Source organism: Acidicapsa borealis, from assembly GCF_059115245.1.
The window spans coordinates 1,287,632-1,309,795 of the sequence record NZ_JCACNY010000001.1 but is presented as its reverse complement, the minus strand read 5'-3'; the positions used below and the strand labels follow the sequence as shown (position 1 = coordinate 1,309,795).

Sequence of the window (22,164 nt, the reverse complement as noted above, 5' to 3'; positions counted from 1 at the left end):
AGCGCTTCTTCACCAGGCTGCCATCAGGGCTTGGTGAAGATCTGCTTAGGACACATGGCATGCACGCCTACGTTGCCATCGACTAACTGTGTGATGTCCACATCGACAGCAACGCTGGTCAGCATGTAGGCTTCGTCACGGCTCAGGTGTTTTTGCTGCACGAGGAAATCAATCATGTCGCGGACTGCGAGAGTCGTGGCTTCCTTGAGGTCGGGACTGAAGCCCATGCTGATGTAGTGGGTCGGCGTCTCAGCTCTCGGCCAGAGCAAGTGTTGATCTTTGTGAACGATGAAGCGGAAAGTTCCGGTAAGAAAGGTTTCCATTGCCGTAATATCAACTTCGCCATTGCCCTGCCCCGCATGCCCGTCACCGACCTCAAAGAGAGCACCATGAGCGTGAACGGGAATGAAGAGAGTTGTACCCGCAACCAACTCTTTGTTGTCCATGTTCCCTGCGTGCATCCAAGGTGGAGCGCTATCGAGGCGTCCAGCTGACTCGGGTGGCGCGACTCCCATGCTGCCGAAGAAGGGATGCAGGGGGATTTCAATACCCGGAGCAAATTTCGCGATCATCCTTTGCCTATCGAGTGGAATGATCTTCGAGCGGCTGTAGGGATAATCGTTGGGCATGAATCCACGCCCGGTGCCGAAGCGATTACAGGCGAAGGGAGTGTCCAGATCGATCTTGAGGATCTGCACTTCAAGGACATCTCCTGGTTCGGCTTCGGCGATCTCAAGCGGGCCGGTGAGGATATGGCCGCCGGGCCCCCTGTCCTTGACTTCGCGATAAATGTCGGCGTTATAGGAAGGGATATCAGCCGCTGCTACACCTTCACCGATCAGGCGCTCAGTGGGTCCGCAGGTCGACAGGGTTTGAATGCGCACGGTATCACCCGAGTGAGCCGTCATCGCAGGCTTGGCTTTTGCAGAGTAGTAGCCCCATACAACCGTCGACGGAGACGCAGGTAACACGAGCGATGCGCTCTGGCAGTAGCCGAAAGTTGGGGCCAACAGTAAAAGTGCAAGGGTGATCTTCCCACGCATAGGCTGCTCCTATATTGAGTGTCAATGCGATGGTATCAGCCCGCTGGTCGAGGCATTGACTTTTGATCGTATGAGTTGATGCGAACACTCAGATCATGCGTTACCCCAACCACCGCCGCCTGGAGTCTCGATGCGCAATACATCTCCCGCGGCAACTTGGCGACTGCACTTGCCGGGCAAGTTGATAACTTCCCCGCCATCGAACGGCGCAATCGAAGCCGCGCCGGTAGCGCCACCCTCTCCGTTATTCAGACCGTAGGGCGCGAAGGTGCGACGGTCCGCCAGCAGAGATACCTGTGCATCGCCGAGCAACTCTATTTCGCGTATGAGCCCGTCGCCACCAGTGAATTCTCCCGCACCCCCTGATCCACAGCGATAGGAATAGCGGCGCACACGCAGCGGGTATGCATATTCGAGCGCCTCTACGGGAGTGTTGAGCGAATTGGTCATGTGGGTTTGCACACCACTGATGCCGTCCAGGCCTGGTCTTGCGCCCATACCTCCTGCTGCCGTTTCGTAGTATGTAAACGGCTCACCGGTACGCGCGTCGATGCCGCCGATCGTGAGATTGCTCATCGTACCCGCGCTCGCGGACGGAACCCGTTTGGGTACTGCCTTGGCCAATGCGCGAAGCAGAACATCCACGATGCGTTGCGAAGTTTCTACGTTTCCCCCAGCCACGGGTGCGGGGGGAACAGCGTTGACAATACTGCCTCGCGGCGCTGTCAGAGTAAGAGGGCGCAGGATGCCGGCGGTTGCGGGTGCGCCATCACCAAGCAAGCAACGCAATACGTAGAAGCATGCAGAAAGTGTGATCGCCTCCACCGCGTTCACACAGCCGGTGACTTGGGGTGAGGAGCCGGTGAAATCGACATGCAAAGCGCAAGCCGCTGGGTTGAAGAGAAGGTTGACGGCAATCCTGATCGGCTGATTAGAGACTCCATCGTCGTCGAGCCAGTCCTCGGCATCAAAAGACCCTTCTGGCATCTTCTGCAATTCAGCGCGGATCAGGCGCTCGGAGTAATTGAGCAACTCGTCGACAAGTATGCCGAGATCTGCTGTCGAGTAACGTTGCATCAATTCAAGAATCCTGAGTTCACCAACCCGGCACGATCCGATCTGCGCTTCCAGGTCGCCCTGACGCTCTTTAGGCGTACGAACATTGAGGAGAATCAGATTCAGCACTTCGCGATCGACCGTTCCACCGCGGACGATGCGCACGGGCGGGATGCGTAAGCCCTCCTGGTAGATCTCACGCGCAGGCCCCATGGAGCCCGGGAACGTTCCGCCAACGTCGGCATGATGCGCGCGATTGGACACATAAAAAAGCGGCTTAACACCTCCAGCATCAAACACCGGGAGAATCATGGTGATATCCGGAAGGTGGGTACCGCCGGCATAGGGATCATTGAGAATTCCAATATCGCCACGGTCGAATGCGATTGCACTGATTGCCTCTTTCACCGACATCGGCATGGAGCCGAGATGAACCGGCATGTGGTCGCCCATGGCGATCACTCTGCCATGCGCATCAAAGACGGCACAGGAATAATCGCGGCGCTCCTTGATGTTGGGTGACAGCGCAGTCCGGCGAAGTGCAGCTCCCATCTCCTCTGCAATCGAATGGACTGCGCTCTGGAAGACTGCCATTGCGATCGGATCGGCTGGTTGCGAGTTCATGTCAGGCTCTTTCCTGGATACTGATGACGAGGTTCCGATAGCCATCAACGCATGCAATACAACCGGTTGGAATCAGAGTCGAAGAAGTATATTCGACGATCATCGCGGGTCCTGAAATCCGATGCCCCGGTTGAAGTGCTTCACGTTGATAGACGCGCGACGGAATTCGTTTGCCATGCAGGATCATCTCGTACTCTGTCCAGTGTGCATCGCAGAGCTCTGTGTCGATTGGATCACTGAATGCAGCGACAAAATGCTCTCCAGCCTTGACCGCCCGTAAACGGGCGTTCACAATCTCGACGGACCTCGATGCGTCATGAAAGCCATAGCGCTGTTGATGCTGGCGATGAAATGCCGTTACGCTATCTTCTGGCGAAGCTGGATCAAACGGTACGTTTAATTCGTAGGCCTGCTTGCGATATCGGATGTCAACACTGTAGTGCAGTACAGCGTTCGGATCGCACTTATACTGATCCTGCAAGTGCGCGAAGACAGAACCAAAGTGTGTAATCTGTTCGCCTGGCAACATCACGGTCCGGGAGTAATCTCGCACGCCGTCTGCGAGCAATATGCCCATCGCCGATAGTGCACCCGGCATCATGGGAACAAGTACCGTAGGAATCTTCAGTGCGCGCGCCAGCGAACAGGCGTGCAACGGACCGCCGCCGCCAAAGGCTACCAGTGCGAACTCGCGGGGATCGAAGCCACGCTCCATCGAGATAACACGGATGGCCTTCTCCATTTGCGTTTCGATAACCTTCAACACGCCAGCGGCAAACTCTTCGACGGATGCAAGCGGCCCCTTATGCTGAGACAGGATTTGCTGAGTACGCTGTAGATCGAGTGTCACGCCGCCATCAAGGAAGCTTTGCGGATGGAGTCTTCCCAGTACCAGGTTTGCATCGGTCACAGTTGGGAGCAATCCTTGGCCAAAGCAAACCGGCCCAGGTAGCGCTCCTGCAGACTCGGGGCCGACGCGCAACATTCCGCCTGCGTCCCATCGCGCAATCGAACCGCCGCCCGCTCCAACGGTGTGAATATCGAGCATGGGCACGCTGACAGGAACACCCGCTACCAAGGATTCACGCGTCAACTGAGCTCCACCCAGGCTCGAGTCGGAAAGAAATACATCCGTCGACGTACCCCCCATATCGAAGCCGATGATGCGATCGAAGCCAGCCCACTGTGCCAGGCGCGAAGCGCCCACCACTCCGCCTGCGGGCCCTGACAATAGCGTACGAACCGGTTCCTCGGCTGCAAGTTGGACCGGCACAATTCCTCCAGACGACTGCATGACATCGACGCTTCCAGCAGGAAAGCGAGTCGTTACCTGGTGTTGCAACTCCAGTAAGTAGGTTCGCATTCTTGGCGCGAGATAAGCGTTTACCACCATCGTCGATGCTCGCTCGTACTCACGGAATTCGGGAAGAATGCGGTGCGAAGTTGAGATGGGAAGATTTAGTTCCCGGAGCGCAGATTCGATCTGCAACTCATTTTCTGGATTCGCGAAGGCGAAGAGAGTCGAGATGGCAATCGACTGCGCGCCAGATACTCGAACGCTTTCGAGCAGTTCCTGAAGTTGCTTTGAATCTGGTCGAAGAAGGATTTGGCCTTCGGCAGTTACACGCTCGTCAACGCCAAACCGCAGATCTCGCTCTGCGAGGCATACAGGTATCGGAGCGAACCAATCGTAAAGTTTCGCGCGAGTCTGCCTGCCGATCGCGATGGTATCTTCGAATCCAGCTGTCGTGACAAAGGCGACACGCGCGCCCTTGCGCTCAAGCATGGCGTTCGTGCCCACAGTGGTTCCGTGTCGCACGTCGAAGCGGATGTCAGACTGCTGCTTAATTTCCGTGTCGGCAGCAATCTGTTCAAGAGCACGAATGACTGCGCGGGAGGGATCATCGGGAGTGGAGAAAACCTTGAGGACTCGCGGTTGCCCGTTCACCAGGTAAACACAATCGGTAAACGTGCCGCCTGTATCGATCGCTATCAGCAAGTGGCTTCTCTCTCGAATAAGGATAGCGAGACCCAATCCGTACGACGGCCTGCCTTATGCTAGAACTCTAACGCAAGAGGCGCAGAATCGAACACTGAGTGAGACGCGATTGAACAGGATTTTTGGTTGGCTGATCCATGCATCGCCGGAGGAAAAGCGCTCGCTGTTGGCAGCGTCGCTCGGTTGGATGCTGGATAGCATGGACGTCATGTTGTATGCCCTCGTGCTTGGTGAGGTGCAGAAGGAGCTTCATTTCTCTGCCGAGCTCGCCGGAGCGATGATGTCGGCCACGCTTGTATCCGCTGCAGTTGGCGGCATCGCATTTGGCTGGTTTGCAGACCGATACGGAAGAACACGAGCGCTGACAGCAAGTGTGATGATCTATTCCGTGGCCACTGCAGCGTGTGGCCTGTCGCATGCCAGCATGCAGTTGTTGATGTGCCGCATCATTCTGGGCCTGGGCATGGGCGGAGAATGGGCCTCAGGCGCGGCGCTTGTTGCTGAAACATGGTCTGAGAAACATCGCGGTAAAGCACTCTCGTTGATGCAGAGTTCATGGGCCGTCGGTTATGCCTTGGGCGCACTCGTCGTAGCGCTGGTGATGCCGCACTTTGGATGGCGAGCAGTCTTCTTTGTAGGCATCGTCCCTGCGCTGGTCGCCCTGTGGATTCGCAGGCACTTGCACGAGCCCGAAGCGTGGGAAAAGGTGCGCACGCCGTCAGTAGCGTTTGGTCAATTGTGCCGAGGATCCCTCGGCTACTCGACGCTGGTGTGCGCCACGATGAATGCAGCGACACTGTTCGCCTGGTGGGGCCTATTCACGTGGGTTCCGCGATTTCTTTCCATGCCCCTTTCCGATGGCGGACGGGGACTGAATATCATCCAGACTTCAAGCTGGACGATCGAGATGCAGGTTGGCACCTTCCTCGGATACGTTTCTTTCGGGTACTTGGCGGCTCGCTTCGACCGCAAGAGAACGTATATCGGATACCTGCTGATTGCAGCTGCGATGGTCCCGCTGTTTGCGCTGATCCGCGAGCCGATGGCACTGCTAGTTATCGGCCCTCTCGTTGGCTTTTTTGGCAGTGGCTATTTCAGTGGATTCAGCTTGATCACCAGCGAACTCTTTCCAACCGCATTGCGCGGGTCGGCCATGGGCTTTGTCTACAACAGCGGACGGCTTCTGAGTGCTGCTGCTCCCTTCATCGTAGGCAGCATTTCAGAAGGCCACGGGATGAGTTTTGCCCTTTGCATTACCGCGGTTGCCTTTGCCGCTGCGGCCGCCATTGCGACCGGATTGCGACTGCCGCGACGAAACCCCGAGGCGCTACAGTAGGGCCGAAGTCGTGCGATCGCCGTTTTTATGTCCGTGGTTGCCCGCATCCGTTAAGGCGATCAACCCCGGTCCGTATAGATCCAAGATAGAATGGTGGTGGTCAGGTCCCGCATCCTGAAAACGCTGCAGAGTGCGATTTGGGCTGGACTATAAGCTGCACTTAATCAATGTCTTGCGATCCTGCCGATCTTTTTCCCTGCCTTGGTCAAAATGACTCTGCACCCTGCTATCGATGCCCGTCATACTGCATCTAAAAGGTTGTGTCTTAATTTGGCATTCTCCCGGCGCTACAACCACTTACGTACTCGATGCCGATTCCCGCGAGGATGCCCTTTCCCCCCTTGCTGAAGGAGGAACGTGATGCATTTTTTTCGTATCAGGCTCGTTGCTGCGTTGCTCGTGGGCATCACCCTTATATCCGTAGGTTCGACCTATTTTGATGTGTTGGCTCATAAACATACCTTGCGAACCGACCTGGCACGACGGACACAGTGGTACGGAGCCGGCTTACAACCCCAGATTGAGCTGCAATTGACGCTGGGGCCTCCTGAGGCTCTGCCACGCGCTCTGCAACAGTTACGCCAATATCCGGATCAGCCAAGCCTTGCGGTGTATGACGTGCAGGGGCGCTTAATCGCATCGACTGGCGATATACTCCCGCTTGCTAATCTCTCGACCTCGTTCCTTGATCGTCCTCTCAAAGATGGCAAAGAAGCTACAGCCTTCGTTAAGGTCGCGGCACCCCGCAGTAAGCCGTCCGTGGAGTCTTCTTCCGATGCAAATCGTGGCGGAGACGCGTCGGCACCCGCACAGTCCACACGATTGTGGTATCAAGACGCCATTCCGCTGCACGACGGTCAGCGTACGATCGGTGCGCTGGTCATGCTGGCTGACGCAGACTATATCCGCATCGAGGGAATGGACGTATGGCGGAGAAGCTTTCTGCGCATCGCGGCCATGGTTGTGCTTGTCGTGGTTGTAACGGTGGTTATGGTGCGGTGGTTTTTGCTGAGGCCTGTCACGCGGGCTGCTGAATGGCTGCGCAGAGTGCGTCAAGGCAACGCGAATATGGATGAGGGCGCAAAGGAGTTTGGCTACCTGCTCCCTCTCGCGAACGAGGTGACCACGCTTGCAGAGAACCTGACCAGAGCGCGTGCCGCTGCGGAATCCGAAGCGCGTCTTAGAGATGCGGCCGAACATGTATGGACGGCAGATCGTCTGGGTGTGCACGTACGCGAGAGGTTAGGCAGTGGTTCGCTCTTCGTAGTGTCGAATCGCGAGCCCTACATGCATGTAAAGCGAGGATCAGAAACGGAGTGCGTTGTTCCGCCGAGCGGGCTCGTAACCGCGATGGAGTCCGTTCTGCGCGCCTGCGATGGCACGTGGATTGCGCATGGCAGTGGCAGTGAAGATGCTGCGTTTGTGGACGCGCGTGACCGCTTGCGAGTGCCTCCGGATGAGCCGCGTTACACCCTGCGGCGCGTCTGGCTTAGCGCGGAGGAAGAAGCGGGTTACTACGAAGGCTTTGCCAATGAGGGATTGTGGCCGCTCTGCCACATGGCACATACACGGCCCATCTTCCGCGCCAGTGATTGGCACTACTACCAGCAGGTGAATGCCCGATTCGCAGAGGTCCTGGTTGAGGAGATGCGTGATACGGAACACCCTGTCGTCTTCGTGCAGGACTATCATTTTGCATTGCTGCCTGCGATGATCAAAAAAGCAAGGCCAGACGCGCGTGTCGCAATCTTCTGGCATATCCCCTGGCCGAATGCTGAGGCCTTCAGCATTTGCCCATGGCAGGCAGAACTGGTTGATGGCCTGCTCGGAGCGGATGTTCTTGGCTTTCATATTCAATCACACTGCAATAATTTTCTTGAAACCGTGGATCGGGTCCTCGAGGCACGAACCGATTGGGAGCAGTTCAGCATTCGCCGAGGTGGACATCTCTCGCTGGTTCGGCCATTCCCGATCAGTGTGGCCTGGGATGAGCATCCGACCGATGAACTTGGGTACAGGGGTGACCGTCCAGGTGCCATTGGCCGGCCGGAAATTGTTCGAGCTGCGATCCAGAGTGAGACTGATGCTGCGAATGAGTTTGAGGTAGGCACTGGGCCGCTGCATCGCGAACTGGGGATTGAAGGGAAGCATCTCCTGCTGGGTGTTGACCGGATGGATTACACCAAGGGCATTGTGGAGAGGCTGCTTGCGGTTGAGTACCTGCTCGCAGAGCACCCCTGGTATCTAGAAAAGATTGTCTTCGTCCAGATTGCCGCTCCTAGCCGCACGCGCATTCCAACATATGTAGCGCTGCGTCTGCAGGTCGAAGAGGCTGCTGCTCGCATCAATCGACGCTTCGAAACGTCAAATTGGAAACCGGTGATTCTGATTGAACGGCAATGCAGCCACGAGGAAGTTGCGAGGTTCTACCGCGCTGCGGAGGTATGCGTCGTAACAGCGCTGCACGACGGAATGAACCTGGTAGCCAAAGAATATCTCGCCAGCCGAAAGGACGGCGACGGGGTGCTAGTCCTTAGCCGATTCACGGGAGCGGCGCTGGAGTTGCGGGATGCGCTGCTGGTGAATCCCTACAACACTGAGCAGGTTGGCGAGGCCATTCGAACAGCGCTCGAGATGAGTCCCGGAGAGCGAAGGCTACGCATGGAACGGATGCGCCACCAAGTGAAAGAGCATAACGTCTACAGATGGGCGTCTCGAGTGCTTACGGATGTATGTGCGGTCCGATTGGAAGATGAGAATCCAGTTGAGACCGGACCTCAGGCGCAACTGAAGCTCGCCTGACAAAAGGCGACTATCACGTTGAAGCATGCAGGGCTCAAGACGCGGCGTGAGAGCTAAGACGAACCATAACGAAATCACAACCACGTAAGGAGAAGCGTTTGATACCCGCCTTGGAAGAAGTCTCTACGACCCAGCGTTCCAACGAGACCATCCTTCAGCCATTTTTCCAATCTGTTGCCGTCGCGGGCAGGTCAGTGCTGCTGCTGGACTTCGATGGAACGCTGGCACCGTTCCGGGTCGATCCATCGACTGTACGCCCGTGGGCGCGGGTCTCATCGCTCCTCGATCAGATCCAGGAGCAGGGACGTACGCACCTCGCGATCGTCACCGGCAGACCGGCAGTCGATGTTGCCGTGCAGATCGGCATGAAGCGGCCTCCAGAAATATGGGGCCTGCATGGTGCAGAGCGACTGTTTCCAAGCGGCGAGATCGAGCATCAAACGCTCAGTGAAGAGGTTCAGTTTCACTTGAACACCGCGCGGCATGCGATCCACACGGCGCAGTTTGCAACCGAGTTGGGGCTGCGTTTCGAGAATAAGTGGAATGCGGTGGTTCTGCATTGGCGTGGGAAATCGTCGAAGATCATTCATGCGGCGCGGCTTCAGGCGCAGGCACTGCTCGCTCCACTTGAAAGCATACCGGGAATAACAGTGCTCCACTTCGACGGTGGTGTTGAAGTGAGAGCCGGCCGCAACAAAGGAGATGCAGTTCGTTTGCTTCTCAACGAATTTCCACTCTACACGCCGTCGGCTTACCTCGGCGACGACACAACCGACGAAGATGCTTTCGAGCAGATTTCGAGTCGAGGACTCGGGATTCTTGTACGACGGGAATGGCGACCGACGACTGCGCGGATATGGTTACGGCCGCCGGTTGAGCTGCGGCGCTTCTTGAACAATTGGCTCGACGCAGTCCGCAGCTAACAAAGATCCGTCCGGGGCATCTCCTAAAACAGCTTTGCAAATTCAACTTCTTGTCAGAGCCCTCAAACGTTCCTCCGTCCCGGCATCGTTGAGCCACACGAAATCCTGTTTACAAAGTACAGGCGGGAAGACTACATTGGTCGCCGTTCGCTTTTCTCAAAAATAAAGCGATTTAGGAGATTCCAATATGACGCCTCGCGTATCCCGCTGGTGCTTGGCTATCGGCTCTGCCTTACTGGTTGCTTGCCTTACTCTGACCAATACTAGTTGGTCCCAGCAGGCGGCCGCGGACAAGCCTTCGCAGACCATGCAGGATGCTTCCAAAATGCCGTATATGAATCCTGCCTTGCCGATTGACCAGCGCGTCGATGACTTGCTCACGCACATGACCATCGAGGAAAAAGCGCAGCAACTGGTGAATCAGGCTCGCGCCATCCCTCAACTTGGCCTGCCTGCTTACGACTGGTGGAGCGAGAGTCTGCATGGCGTTGCCGTGAACGGAACGACGGAATTCCCCGAACCGATTGGGTTGGCAGCGACCTTCGATCCTGCGACGATTCACGAAATGGCTATCGCAATCAGCATTGAGGGGCGCATCAAGCATGTGCAGGCAGTGCGTGCAGGGCACAGCAACATCTTTGAGGGCCTGGACTTCTGGGCTCCGAACATTAACATTTTTCGCGATCCTCGTTGGGGGCGCGGCCAGGAAACATACGGCGAGGACCCCTTTCTGACCGCGAAAATGGGTGTTGCATTTGTGACCGGCATGCAGGGCGATGATCCGAAGTACTATCGCGTGATTTCGACGCCCAAACACTTTGCCGTGCACAGCGGACCGGAACCGACGCGCCATACAGCTGATGTTACGGTGAGCAAGCACGACGAAATCGATACATACCTGCCCGCCTTCCGGGCAGCGGTCGTTGAAGGTAAAGCTGCCTCGGTGATGTGCGCCTATAACAGCATTAACGGGCAGCCTGCCTGCGTGAATCAGTTTCTGCTTGAAGATCAATTACGAGGCAAATGGGGCTTCAAAGGGTACGTCGTTTCCGATTGCGAAGCAGTACTCAACATTTACAGCGGCCACCACTTTACCAAGAGCCAGCCGGAGGCATCGGCGCTGGCTGTGAAGCGTGGCATGGACAATGAATGCGTGGACTTTATCGCCAAGGTAACCGACGGTCATGACTATCAGCCCTATGTAGATGCCGTGAAACAGGGGCTCTTGAAAGAGAGCGAGATGGATAAAAGTCTGCGACGGCTGTTCACTGCGCGCATCCAGTTGGGTATGTTCGACCCGCCGGAAATGGTGCCGTATTCGAAGATCGACGAGAAGCAACTGGACTCGGCTGAACATCGCGCCCTGGCCCGCAGGCTGGCCAACGAATCGATGGTTCTGCTCAAAAACGATGGTGTGTTGCCGCTCAAGTCAGGCGCGTTGAAAATCGCCGTCGTTGGTCCTCTCGCAGACCAGACCAAGGTCCTGCTTGGCAACTACAACGGCATTCCCACGCACTCTGTCAGCGTTCTCGATGGCCTGAAAGCGGAATTCCCCAACGCTCAGATCACCTTTGTTCCAGGCACGCAGTTCCTGCGATCCGAGGGTAGCCCACTGCCCGCCTCGCTGCTCTCCACGCCCGACGGTAAGCCGGGTCTGAAGGCTGACTACGGCACCGGAGAAATCATGGGTGGTAAACCAACTCCTTTGACCAGCCGCGTAGAAGCATCTCTCGATCTGACTGCGTCTGGATTGCCAGCTCAGGCAGTGGGCAAGACTCCACTGTCCGTGCAGTGGACGGGCTTCCTAACGCCAACGGAATCAGGAGAATATAACATCGGCCTTCTCGCGGACGGATTCTCGCAAGTCACAGTGGACGGCAAGCAGGTCGCTCAGAATTACATGACAAATGGCGCTGAACCGAAGATGGGCCGAGTTCACCTGGAGAAGGGAAAGAAGGTGGAAATCAAGGTCGAATACGCTCAGACCGGCACTGGCGCAGTAAGAGCGCAGTTGATCTGGTCTACGGTGGATATGAAGCCTTCCCCTGAGGCAGCTGCGGCGGCTCACAATGCCGATGTTGTCGTAGCCGTTGTTGGCATCACGAGCCAGTTGGAAGGCGAAGAGATGCCGGTGAACGAAGATGGCTTCAAGGGCGGTGATCGCACCAGCTTGGACTTGCCCAAACCGGAGCAGGATTTGCTCGAGTCGGTCGCTGCCACGGGCAAGCCAATGGTGGTGGTGCTGATGAACGGCAGCGCTCTCGGAGTGAACTGGGCCAAGGATCACGCCAATGCGATTGTGGACGCATGGTACTCAGGAGAAGAAGGCGGAGCCGCAGTCGCAGAGACTCTCAGCGGTAAGAACAATCCAGCGGGACGTTTGCCAGTTACCTTTTATAAGGATGTAAGCCAGTTACCAGCCTTTGAGGACTACTCGATGAAGGGTCGCACCTATCGCTATTTTATTGGCTCTCCCCTTTATCCCTTTGGCTACGGCTTGAGCTATACGACCTTCGATTACAGCGGATTAAAACTGGCCAGACCCAGCATCCAGGCCGGAAAGCCTCTATCGGCGGAGGTGACAGTCTCCAACACGGGAAAGAAGGCAGGTGATGAAGTGGTGCAACTTTATCTCAACTTTCCAGATGTCAAAGGTGCTCCCCTAAAAGCGCTTCGCGGTTTCAAACGAGTACACCTCGAGCCAGGAGCCAAGCAGACCGTGCAATTCGACTTGAACCAGCGAGACCTGAGCATGGTGACCGAGGCTGGCGATCCGACAATCGCGGCAGGCAAGTACAAGGTCAGCATTGGCGGTGGCCAGCCCGGAACATCCGCTCCGACATTAACAGGCGAGTTCACCATTGAAGGAACTCTCAAGCTGCCTGAATAGCTTCAACTCATCGCGACGGGTGAAATAGGCTATGCTCGTCTTTGTCAGGCGAGCATAGCTTTGCAGTGAGGAAAAGATTGATCAAGCGCAACGGCCCACCTATTGCTGTCGCATCGGTATTGGAATCTGAGAACGTGACCTGGGACACAGTTCTGACCCACGCGCCGGGCCCTGCAGGGCAGCTCCCACTCACGGCAGAGATGCTCATCAATCAGCCTTCAGGTAATCTCTTTGGCCTGAGCATGAATGTGGGTATGGGATGGAGTCCGGCTCATGTGCTTGGGCCCGAAGTACTGATTCTGAGCACGCATGGCGGCGTTCGCGCTCCGGATGGAAGTCCGGTCGCATTAGGATTTCACACGGGTCACTGGGAAGTCGGCTTACTGGTAGAAGAAGCTGCACGGGAACTCGCTACACTCAACGCAGTGCCTTTTGCCGGAGCTTGCACTGACCCATGCGACGGCAGGACACAGGGCACAACAGGCATGCTCGATTCCCTGCCCTTCCGCAATGATGCGGCGATCGTCTTGCGGCGGCTGATGCGATCGCTGCCAACGCGAGCGGGGGTGCTGGGCATTGCCACATGCGACAAGGGCCTTCCGGCAATGATGATGGCCCTGGCTTCATCGGGCGAAATTCCTACAGTGCTTATACCCGGAGGCGTGTCGCTTCTGCCAGAACATGGCGAGGATGCCGGCAAGGTGCAGACCATTGGCGCTCGGTTCGCGCAAGACCAAATCACCCTCGAGTACGCAGCGGAGATGGGATGCCGCGCCTGCGCTTCCCCTGGCGGGGGCTGCCAGTTTCTGGGCACTGCTGCGACATCGCAGGTCATTGCCGAGGCGCTCGGCATGGCTCTTCCGCATAGCGCACTTGGACCATCTGGGCAGCCCATCTGGCTTGATGTAGCAAGACGATCCGCACGCGCCGTGCTGCGGCTCCGGCAACTTGGCATTGGCACAGCGCAGATCGTAACGCAGGGTTCTGTCGATAACGCCATGGTGGTTCATGCAGCCTTTGGAGGCTCGACCAACCTTCTTCTCCACCTGCCGGCGATCGCTCATGCGGCGGGATTGCGGCGCCCCGTGGCAAGTGATTGGGAGAGAATCAATCGGCAGGTATCACGCATCGTCGATGCGCTACCCAACGGGCCAGAAAATCACGCCACAGTTCAAGTCTTTCTCGCTGGCGGGGCCGCAGAGGTCATGCTGCATCTACGCCGAGCCGGGCTGTTGGATACCACGGTGATGACGGCCACCGGAGAGACTCTCGATATCAATCTCGACTGGTGGCAGGAGAGTCCTCGCCGCCATGCTCTCCGCAAGCGCCTGGTTGATCTTGATGGAATTGATCCTGACAATGTCATCCTATCTCCGGACCGCGCGCGGTCTCGTGGACTGACGTCGACTGTGTGCTTTCCATTCGGCAACCTTGCTCCGGAAGGATCCGTGATCAAGAGCACCTCGATTGATACCTCCCTCATCGATGATGATGGTGTCTACAGGCATACCGGGCCAGCAAGGGTCTTCACCACTGAGGCAGCGGCCATACAAGCCATCAAGACAGGCGAAATCATCGCAGGGGACGTGCTTGTATTGATCTGCAGTGGACCTGCGGGAGCAGGGATGCAGGAGATCTACCAGATCACTTCAGCACTCAAGGCACTTCCTTTTGGAAAACATGTTGCCGTATTGACCGATGCCCGCTTCAGCGGTGTATCAACCGGCGCATGCATCGGGCATATTTCTCCGGAAGCACTCGCCGGAGGCGTTCTCGGCAAGCTGCAAGACGGCGATCAGATTGAAATCATCATTGATCGCACCATGTTTACGGGATCTGTCAATCTGCTAAGCCAAGGGCCAAGCAGCAACAGCATCGAGAATGGCACAGATTTGCTCAGTTCGCGCTCGCCACGAACGGACTTGCGAGCTCATCCTTCGGTGCCGGATGATACGCGTTTGTGGGCTGCACTGGTTCAAGCCAGTGGCGGAATATGGGGTGGTTGTGTCTACGATGTCGATGCCATCACAACACTGCTCAACAAGGGAAAAAGTTCAGACAATGCGCATGATTCAGTGAGGGCAAATCTGTGATCCTCTATCGAACAACCCGTGGACTCTTCGTTGAACAAGACTTGCGGTACTACCACCTGACTGAAAGTTCGGTTGATGTGCTGCTCACACAGCCGGACCTTCATGGCTATCTCAATTCACTTGTCTCAACCAGCGGCGCAGTTGATGCGATCGACCTATCGACGCTCCTGGCTCCAATCGAACACCAGGAAGTATGGGCGTCCGGTGTGACCTACTATCGCAGCCGCAGTGCCCGCATTGAAGAGTCGAAGGATGCAGGCGGTGGAGACTTCTACGATCGCGTCTATTCTGCAGAACGACCGGAATTGTTTTTCAAGGCTGTGGCACACAAGGTCGCGGGGCCAAACAGTCCCGTTAAAATACGCTCCGATGCGCATTGGTCCGTGCCAGAGCCGGAACTCACTCTCGTCGTGAATCCGACGGGAGCCATTATTGGCTACACCATCGGCAACGACATGAGCTCGCGAGACATTGAAGGCGCGAATCCTCTCTACCTGCCGCAGGCCAAGGTCTACGACTTTAGCTGTGCGCTTGGTCCAGGGATCCTTGTTCACGATAAGCCGATGCCCAGCACAACGACGATTTCTATGGAGATTCTGCGCGATGAGATCGCCGAGTTCTCAAGTTCGATCAAACTATCCGAGATGAAGCGGGACCCGCGCGTTCTTGTTGACTACCTCTACCGCGATCAGAGTTTTCCATTCGGATGCTTTCTGCTGACTGGCACGGGCATCATCCCTCCAGATGCGTTCACGCTAAAGAGTCGAGACCAGATCCGGATTTCGATAGAAGGAATTGGGACGCTCGTGAACCATGTAGCCTAAGTTACTCAGGCAGGACCTTAAAGTAGTCCAAGCATGGACTGATGCAGCGAGACCGTTATAAGTGCCGGTAAATCGTTTGGCATCCAAAGTGCTGACTGCGAGGCGAATCCACTCTCGTTCATAAGTTGTATAAGAGATGTAACCAAGTACCCGCGGCCGACGTGCTCAACCAGACCCGCGGTTTAAGCAGTGATTGACAGAGCCCAATTCAAGGTGGTATCAAGACAAGTGCGCAATCGCTTGCGCATTGGCTTTTCCTCGATTAATGAATCATTTGAAGGTGATACGATGTCCTCCCTCTTCCATACTCCGCTGAGTCGTCGCAAGGTCCTAGCAGCCCTTGGCGGAACTGCCTTGACTCCCCTAATCCCCTCATCGGTATGGGCCTCCGCTCCCCGCGCCAATCATACCTTGACCGCGGAAGATGGAGCCTTTCTCGACGACCTCGAAAAGCGTGCCTGCATGTTCTTCTGGGAGCAGGCGAGCCCCGAGACCGGGCAGGTTCTTGATCGCGCGCGCAACGACCTCGCGGCCGGTGCACGTGATCCACGTAAAATGGCAAGCATCGCCGCAACGGGATTTGGGCTAACTGCTCTTTGCATTGCAGATCGCCGCAAGTACCTGCCACATGAGCAGATTGTTGAGCGAGTCAAGGCAACTCTCGATTGGCATCTCCACCATTTTCATCAAGAGCACGGCTTCTACTACCACTTCACCGATATTGAAACTGGAGTTCCGTTCTCGGGCTCAGAGGTTTCCTCGATCGACACGGCGCTTCTCCTGTGCGGCGTGCTGACTGCCCGTGCGTACTTCAAGGACGCAAAGATTCATTCACTTGCAACGCAAATTTATGAGCGTGTCGATTGGCCGTGGATGCTCAACGGAGGCAAGACCTTCTCGATGGGATGGCACCCCAAGGAAGGATTTCTCGATGCTCGGTGGGCCCATTATTGCGAGTTGATGATGATTTATCTGCTCGCCATCGGATCGCCGTCCCATCCGGTTCCTGCGAGTGCATGGGATGCGTGGACGCGGCCCACTATCGAATACGCCGGAATTAAGTTCATCAGCGGCAATGATCCCATCTTTACGCATCAGTATTCGCATGCGTGGTTCGACTTCCGCGCCAAGCATGACAAATACGCGGACTACTTTGAGAACTCGGTGAAGGCAACGCGCGCGCATAAGGCCTTCTGTCTTTCCATGCCCAAGTGGTATTCGGAGGACTACTGGGGCATCAGCGCATCGGACTACCAGGAGGGCTACACAGCATGGGGCGGCCCTCCGCTGCAAGGGCCGGTCGATGGCACTGTTGTACCCAATGCCGCAGCGGGCTCCCTGGCATTCGTGCCCGCAGACTGTCTTCACGTTCTGCGCGCCATGCAAGCGAAATGGGGCAAGCAGGCGTGGGGTCGATACGGATTCGTAGATGCGTTTCATCCAGCGGCAAACTGGTATGACTCCGATGTGCTCGGCATTGATCAGGGAATCTCACTGATTATGGCCGAGAACCTGCGTACCAGCTTTGTCTGGGAGACTTTCATGCGCAACCCAGAGGCTTTGGATGCAATGAAGAAGGCCGGATTTGTTTCGGGAAGCATGCAGGGATAGTTGCTTCCCTTGCGTTAGACTGAATCAGCTTGACAGCACACAAATTGACCAGAACGAACAAGCAGGAGAGCAGCTTCGCGATGCACAGAAGCCGCACCTGCGATTCAGTTCGACGTTGCAACGACAATGACCAAGAAGACTGACAAATTGCGTACGGCTTCACCATCGAAGAACGCTGCCGAAAGCCAGACGCCTCCCGCAGGAAGGTCCATTGCGCTAAAGGAACTGTCCGCACACCTGGGTCTATCACAGTCCACAGTTTCGAGAGTGATCAACGGGGGCGCAACAGCGCATCGCATTGCGGATGCAACACAGCGCCGCGTGCTAGAGGCGGTTGCCACTTTCGGTTATAAGGCCAACGTCATTGCACGCAGCCTTCGACAAAAACGGACATTCACAGTTGGCGTACTTGTTCCCGAAATCAGTGAAGGCTATTCGACAGCGGTGCTCAGCGGCATTGAAGACGCACTACTGAAAGAGGGTCTGTTTTACTTCGTCGCCAGCCATCGTCATCGTCCTGAATTGCTGGAGGGCTATCCGCACCTGATGATCTCGCGTGCTGTCGATGGCATTATTGCCGTGGACACCAAAGTGAGCGAGCACCTACCCGTGCCAGTGGTCGCAGTGTCCGGGCATTGGCATAACCCGGACATCATCAGCGTTGAACTCGATCATCGGCAAGCCGCGTTGGTTGCCCTTGAGCATCTCCATAAGCTCGGCCATCACCGTATTGCTTTCATCAAAGGCCAGGCATTCAGCTCCGATACAGCTCGCCGATGGAAAGCGATTCGCGATGTCGCAGGCAAACTCGGGATCGTGATTCATCCGGAGCTTACAGTGCAGTTGCGCAGCCCCGATCCAGGCGCTGAACCGGGTCACTTGGCGACGCAGGAACTGCTCAGCCGCAACAGTCCCTTCTCCGCCATCTTCAGTTTCAATGATGTTTCAGCTGTTGGCGCGATTACGGCATTGCGCGAAGCTGGTCTGCAGGTACCACGGGATGTTTCCATCGTCGGCTTCGACGATGTTCTGTTTGCAGCAACCAGCCATCCACCGCTTACAACCGTGCGACAGCCACTCAGACAGATGGGCCAGATGGCTGCCACTACACTATTGGAGTTGATCCAGGGCGAGGAAACTCACAAGCCAGGAACAGTCCTGATGGTGTACCCGGAGCTTGTTGTGCGACGCTCAACCACTAAAGTCAGCCATCACTCGCCTGATGCCTAACTCAGGCTCTTCGCATTATGTGCAAAAGACGCAGCCCGAATTGATCGGGCCGCGTCTTTTGGTTTGCCTTCGGATTAGAGTTAGAAGCTAAAGCGCGCCTGGAAGTCGATCTTACGCGAACCAAGGGCGCTCGACGCCTGTCCAAGGTTCGAGTTGCCGATGTTGGTTGAAAGACTGCTCGGATTGATGTTGAGGATGTTAAAGACATTGAACATGTTTGCTTTGATCTCAATGTTCGCATGCTCACCCAGGAACCTCATGCTGGGCAGGCCAAAGGCCTTTGCAACAGTCAAATCGACGTTACGATAGCCCGGCCCCGAGAACGTGTTGCGGCCAAGACCTGGCGCGGGAATATAGACATTCGAAGATTGGCCGGCATTGTCAGTGATCGCTGCCGAGTAATCCGGTACCGAGAAGTAGTTGTTCGAGAAAAGGTTGTTGTCCGTTCCCGTATCCGGCGCAGTTGCTCCCGCAAAGTTACTACCTGTCTTGAAGGCATCATTGCTGGTACTGCTGCCAGCCCCACCTTTGTATGTGGGACGGAGGTTCGCGTAACCGTAGTTGCAGGTATTGCAGTAGATCTGATGAGGTGCCTGGTAGACCGGCGTCCAGCCAAAACCAGAGTGCAGCGTCATAATGCCGCTGAGCGACCACCCGCCTACAACCTTTTCCGCCCATCCGCGCGAGCCATGGAAGAAGACAGGTTGCCACAGACCAAATACCTTGAGTGATTTATTGATGTCAAAGTCAGAGCGTCCGTAGGAGTACCCAGGGTTGTAGAGGTAGGGGTCGCGGGAGTATGGCCCCGAGCCCGTATCTTCGCTGTGCGCCCAAGCAAACTGCGCTTCGGCAGAGAAGGTGTGCGAGAACTGGTGCTTCACTCCAGCCAGCAGAGCATTATTGCTGGAATTGCCCTTGCTGCCGAAGGTATTGACGCTGTTCACAAGAGGATTCTGCGGCGCACCCAGAATCTGGCCGAGGGCATTCGCATCGTAGTTGTAAAGAAGGTGCCGCCCCGCACTGCCTTCATAGCCGACATTGGCAATGATGGCGTGGCCGAAGTCGTACTCCACATCGAGCGAATAGTGATGCGCATACTCAGTCGGTAGCTTGCCAGGCAGAGCGCCAACGTTTGCACCGCCAGCAGTGGGTAGACCAGCAGCATTGAATGTCGTGATGGCATTTGGGTTTGCCGGATAGCCGAAGATATCCGTTGGGCTGCTCGATACAGCGTAGATGATATTCGGATTGATTTCCGACGGATTCTTACTCGAACCAGGCAGGGAGCTGGTTCCCGGAGGGTTGTAATCGTTGTTGTTGGAGGTGGCGATCTGTTGCTGGTTGTAGTTCAAGCCGTAGCCGCCGCGGATGACCAGTTTGTTCTTGAAAAAGTCAGGGCTGTAGTTGAAACCAAGTTGCGGTCCAAAATTCAGCTTTTGTGCTTCCCAACCATCGCGATGCGAATTGATCGTAATGCCGGTCAGCAGGCTGGTCCCCTCACCAAAGTCAAGGACACCCATGTTCTTGTCCTTGTCGGTCAGCGGTCCAAAGTAGGAGTAGCGCAGGCCCGCGCTCAGAGTGAAGTTCGGACGCACCTTCCAGTCATCCTGAATGAAAATGCCGAACATGTTCTCGCGGTTGTCATTGCGAAAGCCGCCAGGGATTCCCGTCGTCGACTGGAAGTTGCCGCCTTCTGCTTCGGGCGCATCGTTCAGTAAATCCCATACGTTGTAGAACGTGTAGTTCGGCGTGCCAAGGGGAGCATTCAGGTAATAGAGCCGCGTAAAGTCGCCGCCAAATTTCACTGTGTGGGCTCGGAGAACCTTGGTCGCAACATCCTTATATCCATAAGTCCACTGATCAAGATGATTTGGCGCGTTTACGCCGACAGTGGCAATATTGATGGAGCCAGTTTGAGTGATGCTGTCCGCCGGCAAGCCAAAAGGAGCCTGAGGATTGCTCAGTAGTTCGTTATAGCGCCAACCCGCTGCGTTCGCGCGAGCCTCGTTCAAAAACGTTGGCGAAAAGGTGTGGTTCCAGATGACGGAGAAGGCATCATTCACCTGGTCATGGTTGAAGAGCTGATATCCGAGACCACCGTTGTACGTGCTGGTGGAAGTTGGAACCCAATAGATCGCGAAGCTGGCGTGGTCACGGCTCGTAACATCCGCATCCAGGCGGCCGCTGTATTGCTTGAAGTCGCTGCTGGTCGGGTTCTTTGTAGAATATTCCGCAACATCAGCAACATCTGAGAGCCCGCTGCCAAGACCGGGATCTGAAGATGAGACATAACCAAGATCCTGCGAGCCAAGCGGCGAGGTAAGCGGCGAGCCGATGTTGATGCCTTGTCCTTGAATCGTGCGGCAGTTCACTCCTTCGGTGAGACCCGCGCTAGCGCAGTTCGCCGAGGCGATCACCGAACCGAGGACGGCGGCCTTTGGATAATTGAGAATCGTGTTTGCGATACTTCCGGATGGAGCTAGACCTGCCAACGCGGGGGTTGTAAACCATCCTGTGCCGGTAGCATTGATGTTTTGGCTCTGACCTTCATAGCTGAAGAAGGCGAAGATCTTGTTACGCCAGATGGGGCCACCAAAGCTGCCACCAAACTGGTTGTAACGGTCCTCATCGCGCAGCAGGCCACGGTCCGCCGGCGAAAGCTTTGCGCCGGTGTTGGGATCGACGGACGCCACCGAGTTGGGCCCGTTCCAACGCTGATATGCATTCAGGCCCGGACGAACCACTTGAGCGAAGAAACTGCCGTGGAACGCGTTGGTACCGCTCTTGGAAGTTATCTGTGTCAGGGCGCCGTTAAAACGGCCGTTCTCAGCGTCGTAGGCGTTCGTCAGCACTTTGACATTGCTCACCGACTCTTGGCTAGGTGTGACTACAGTCGACCCGCCCCACACTGCGCTGACCGTGCTGATGCCGTCCACTGTATAGCCGTTGTTTTGGAACTGACCACCATTCGAGTTGGCTGATGCACCATTCTCCGTAGCGAAGATGCTGCTGGAGCTTCCAAGATTGCCGCCGCCGCCGTGGCTGGAACCAGACTGAGTGCCTGGAGCAGCAAAGCCGCCGCCGCCACCGCTCTGTGCTCCATCCGCGATCACACCGGGTGCAAGTTGCAAGAGTTGTGTAACGTCACGCTGGAAAGAGGGCATGTGCTGGACTTCGTTCTCGGTAATTGACCGGCCGATGTTGGCCGTCTCGGTGTCAAGCGCCGGGGCAGTGGAAGCGTCGACGGTGACCGTCTCCGTATCTCCGCCGACCGAAAGCTCCACGTTCACCGAGTTCGGCTGCTCAGGAATGAGCGCCAGTTTCTCGAAAACCTGCTTCTGGAATCCCTTCTTTTCAACCACGAGATTGAAGCTATCTGGCGGCAACGCATTGAAGTTGAACACGCCGTTCTCGTCGCTGGTGCGAACCTGTTTCTGATTGGTTCCAATGTTGGTCAGCGTGAGCGTCGCTCCGGGGACCACTGCTCCTGTACTGTCGGTGACCGTACCTTGGATTGAGGCGCGATACTGCGCTTGTGCCGCCGTTGCAATCAAAACCAGCACGACGATCGGAAGCCATGCAAACTTTCCGAGCGTGCTGGGCGCCGTCCTTCTGAATCCGGTTCTATGAGTTCCGGTTCGGCTGCTTTTAGGTTTACTTTCAGTCAGTTGCATTCTTCCTCCATGAGTTTTGCCTGGGCGAATTGCTTGAGCAATTTCTTGTCTTGACTGCG

Annotated in this window: 12 protein-coding genes; 8 read left to right on the top strand and 4 right to left on the bottom strand. The window is 56.2% G+C overall.

Annotated elements, in window-relative coordinates:
* Positions 1-23: 23 nt before the first annotated feature.
* The 3 genes from AC5S27_RS05245 to AC5S27_RS05235 form a co-directional block, all read right to left on the bottom strand.
* On the bottom strand, positions 24-1,043 hold the full coding sequence (locus AC5S27_RS05245) for an acetamidase/formamidase family protein (RefSeq protein ID WP_493933513.1): 1,020 nt from the start codon (positions 1,041-1,043) through the stop codon (positions 24-26).
* Between the two features lie 93 nt (positions 1,044-1,136).
* On the bottom strand, positions 1,137-2,723 hold the full coding sequence (locus AC5S27_RS05240; RefSeq protein WP_493933512.1) for a hydantoinase B/oxoprolinase family protein: 1,587 nt from the start codon (positions 2,721-2,723) through the stop codon (positions 1,137-1,139).
* A gap of 1 nt (position 2,724) precedes the next feature.
* Positions 2,725-4,722: a hydantoinase/oxoprolinase family protein gene (locus AC5S27_RS05235; protein ID WP_493933511.1), complete on the bottom strand. Its 1,998-nt coding sequence runs from the start codon at positions 4,720-4,722 to the stop codon at positions 2,725-2,727.
* Between the two features lie 109 nt (positions 4,723-4,831).
* Here AC5S27_RS05235 and AC5S27_RS05230 point away from each other — a divergent pair, with 109 nt between their 5' ends.
* From AC5S27_RS05230 to AC5S27_RS05195, 8 genes are all read left to right on the top strand, one after another.
* Positions 4,832-6,058 (top strand): MFS transporter, encoded by a 1,227-nt coding sequence (locus AC5S27_RS05230; RefSeq protein WP_493933510.1) that lies wholly within the window; start codon positions 4,832-4,834, stop codon positions 6,056-6,058.
* Between the two features lie 360 nt (positions 6,059-6,418).
* Complete coding sequence (locus AC5S27_RS05225) at positions 6,419-8,860, top strand: alpha,alpha-trehalose-phosphate synthase (UDP-forming) (protein WP_493933509.1); 2,442 nt, start codon at positions 6,419-6,421, stop codon at positions 8,858-8,860.
* A 98-nt stretch (positions 8,861-8,958) separates the two neighbouring features.
* Positions 8,959-9,783 (top strand): trehalose-phosphatase, encoded by an 825-nt coding sequence (gene otsB / locus AC5S27_RS05220; protein WP_493933508.1) that lies wholly within the window; start codon positions 8,959-8,961, stop codon positions 9,781-9,783.
* 187 nt (positions 9,784-9,970) lie between these two features.
* A complete protein-coding gene (locus AC5S27_RS05215; protein ID WP_493933507.1) occupies positions 9,971-12,673 on the top strand; it encodes a glycoside hydrolase family 3 C-terminal domain-containing protein in 2,703 nt (900 codons plus the stop codon).
* Positions 12,674-12,738: 65 nt separating this feature from the next.
* Positions 12,739-14,766 carry a YjhG/YagF family D-xylonate dehydratase gene (locus AC5S27_RS05210; RefSeq protein WP_493933506.1) on the top strand — a complete coding sequence of 676 codons (2,028 nt, stop codon included), beginning with the start codon at positions 12,739-12,741 and terminating at the stop codon, positions 14,764-14,766.
* A complete protein-coding gene (locus AC5S27_RS05205; protein ID WP_493933505.1) occupies positions 14,763-15,590 on the top strand; it encodes a fumarylacetoacetate hydrolase family protein in 828 nt (275 codons plus the stop codon). The genes AC5S27_RS05210 and AC5S27_RS05205 overlap by 4 nt, the downstream gene beginning before the upstream one ends.
* A gap of 288 nt (positions 15,591-15,878) precedes the next feature.
* Positions 15,879-17,201 (top strand): glucoamylase family protein, encoded by a 1,323-nt coding sequence (locus AC5S27_RS05200; protein ID WP_493933504.1) that lies wholly within the window; start codon positions 15,879-15,881, stop codon positions 17,199-17,201.
* A 126-nt stretch (positions 17,202-17,327) separates the two neighbouring features.
* Complete coding sequence (locus AC5S27_RS05195) at positions 17,328-18,431, top strand: LacI family DNA-binding transcriptional regulator (RefSeq protein WP_493933503.1); 1,104 nt, start codon at positions 17,328-17,330, stop codon at positions 18,429-18,431.
* Positions 18,432-18,511: 80 nt separating this feature from the next.
* Here AC5S27_RS05195 and AC5S27_RS05190 read toward each other — a convergent pair whose 3' ends face one another.
* The gene (locus AC5S27_RS05190) at positions 18,512-22,105 is read right to left on the bottom strand and encodes a TonB-dependent receptor (protein WP_493933502.1); all 3,594 of its coding nucleotides are present in this window, start codon (positions 22,103-22,105) and stop codon (positions 18,512-18,514) included.
* Positions 22,106-22,164 lie beyond the last annotated feature (59 nt).

What these genes read in the sequence shown, in the direction of transcription:
- AC5S27_RS05240 (WP_493933512.1), bottom strand. Translation starts at nt 2,723, where the DNA reads ATGAACTCGCAACCAGCCGATCCGATCGCAATGGCAGTCTTCCAGAGC.
- AC5S27_RS05190 (WP_493933502.1), bottom strand. Translation starts at nt 22,105, where the DNA reads ATGCAACTGACTGAAAGTAAACCTAAAAGCAGCCGAACCGGAACTCAT.
- AC5S27_RS05245 (WP_493933513.1), bottom strand. Translation starts at nt 1,043, where the DNA reads ATGCGTGGGAAGATCACCCTTGCACTTTTACTGTTGGCCCCAACTTTC.
- AC5S27_RS05195 (WP_493933503.1), top strand. Translation starts at nt 17,328, where the DNA reads ATGACCAAGAAGACTGACAAATTGCGTACGGCTTCACCATCGAAGAAC.
- AC5S27_RS05225 (WP_493933509.1), top strand. Translation starts at nt 6,419, where the DNA reads ATGCATTTTTTTCGTATCAGGCTCGTTGCTGCGTTGCTCGTGGGCATC.
- AC5S27_RS05215 (WP_493933507.1), top strand. Translation starts at nt 9,971, where the DNA reads ATGACGCCTCGCGTATCCCGCTGGTGCTTGGCTATCGGCTCTGCCTTA.
- AC5S27_RS05200 (WP_493933504.1), top strand. Translation starts at nt 15,879, where the DNA reads ATGTCCTCCCTCTTCCATACTCCGCTGAGTCGTCGCAAGGTCCTAGCA.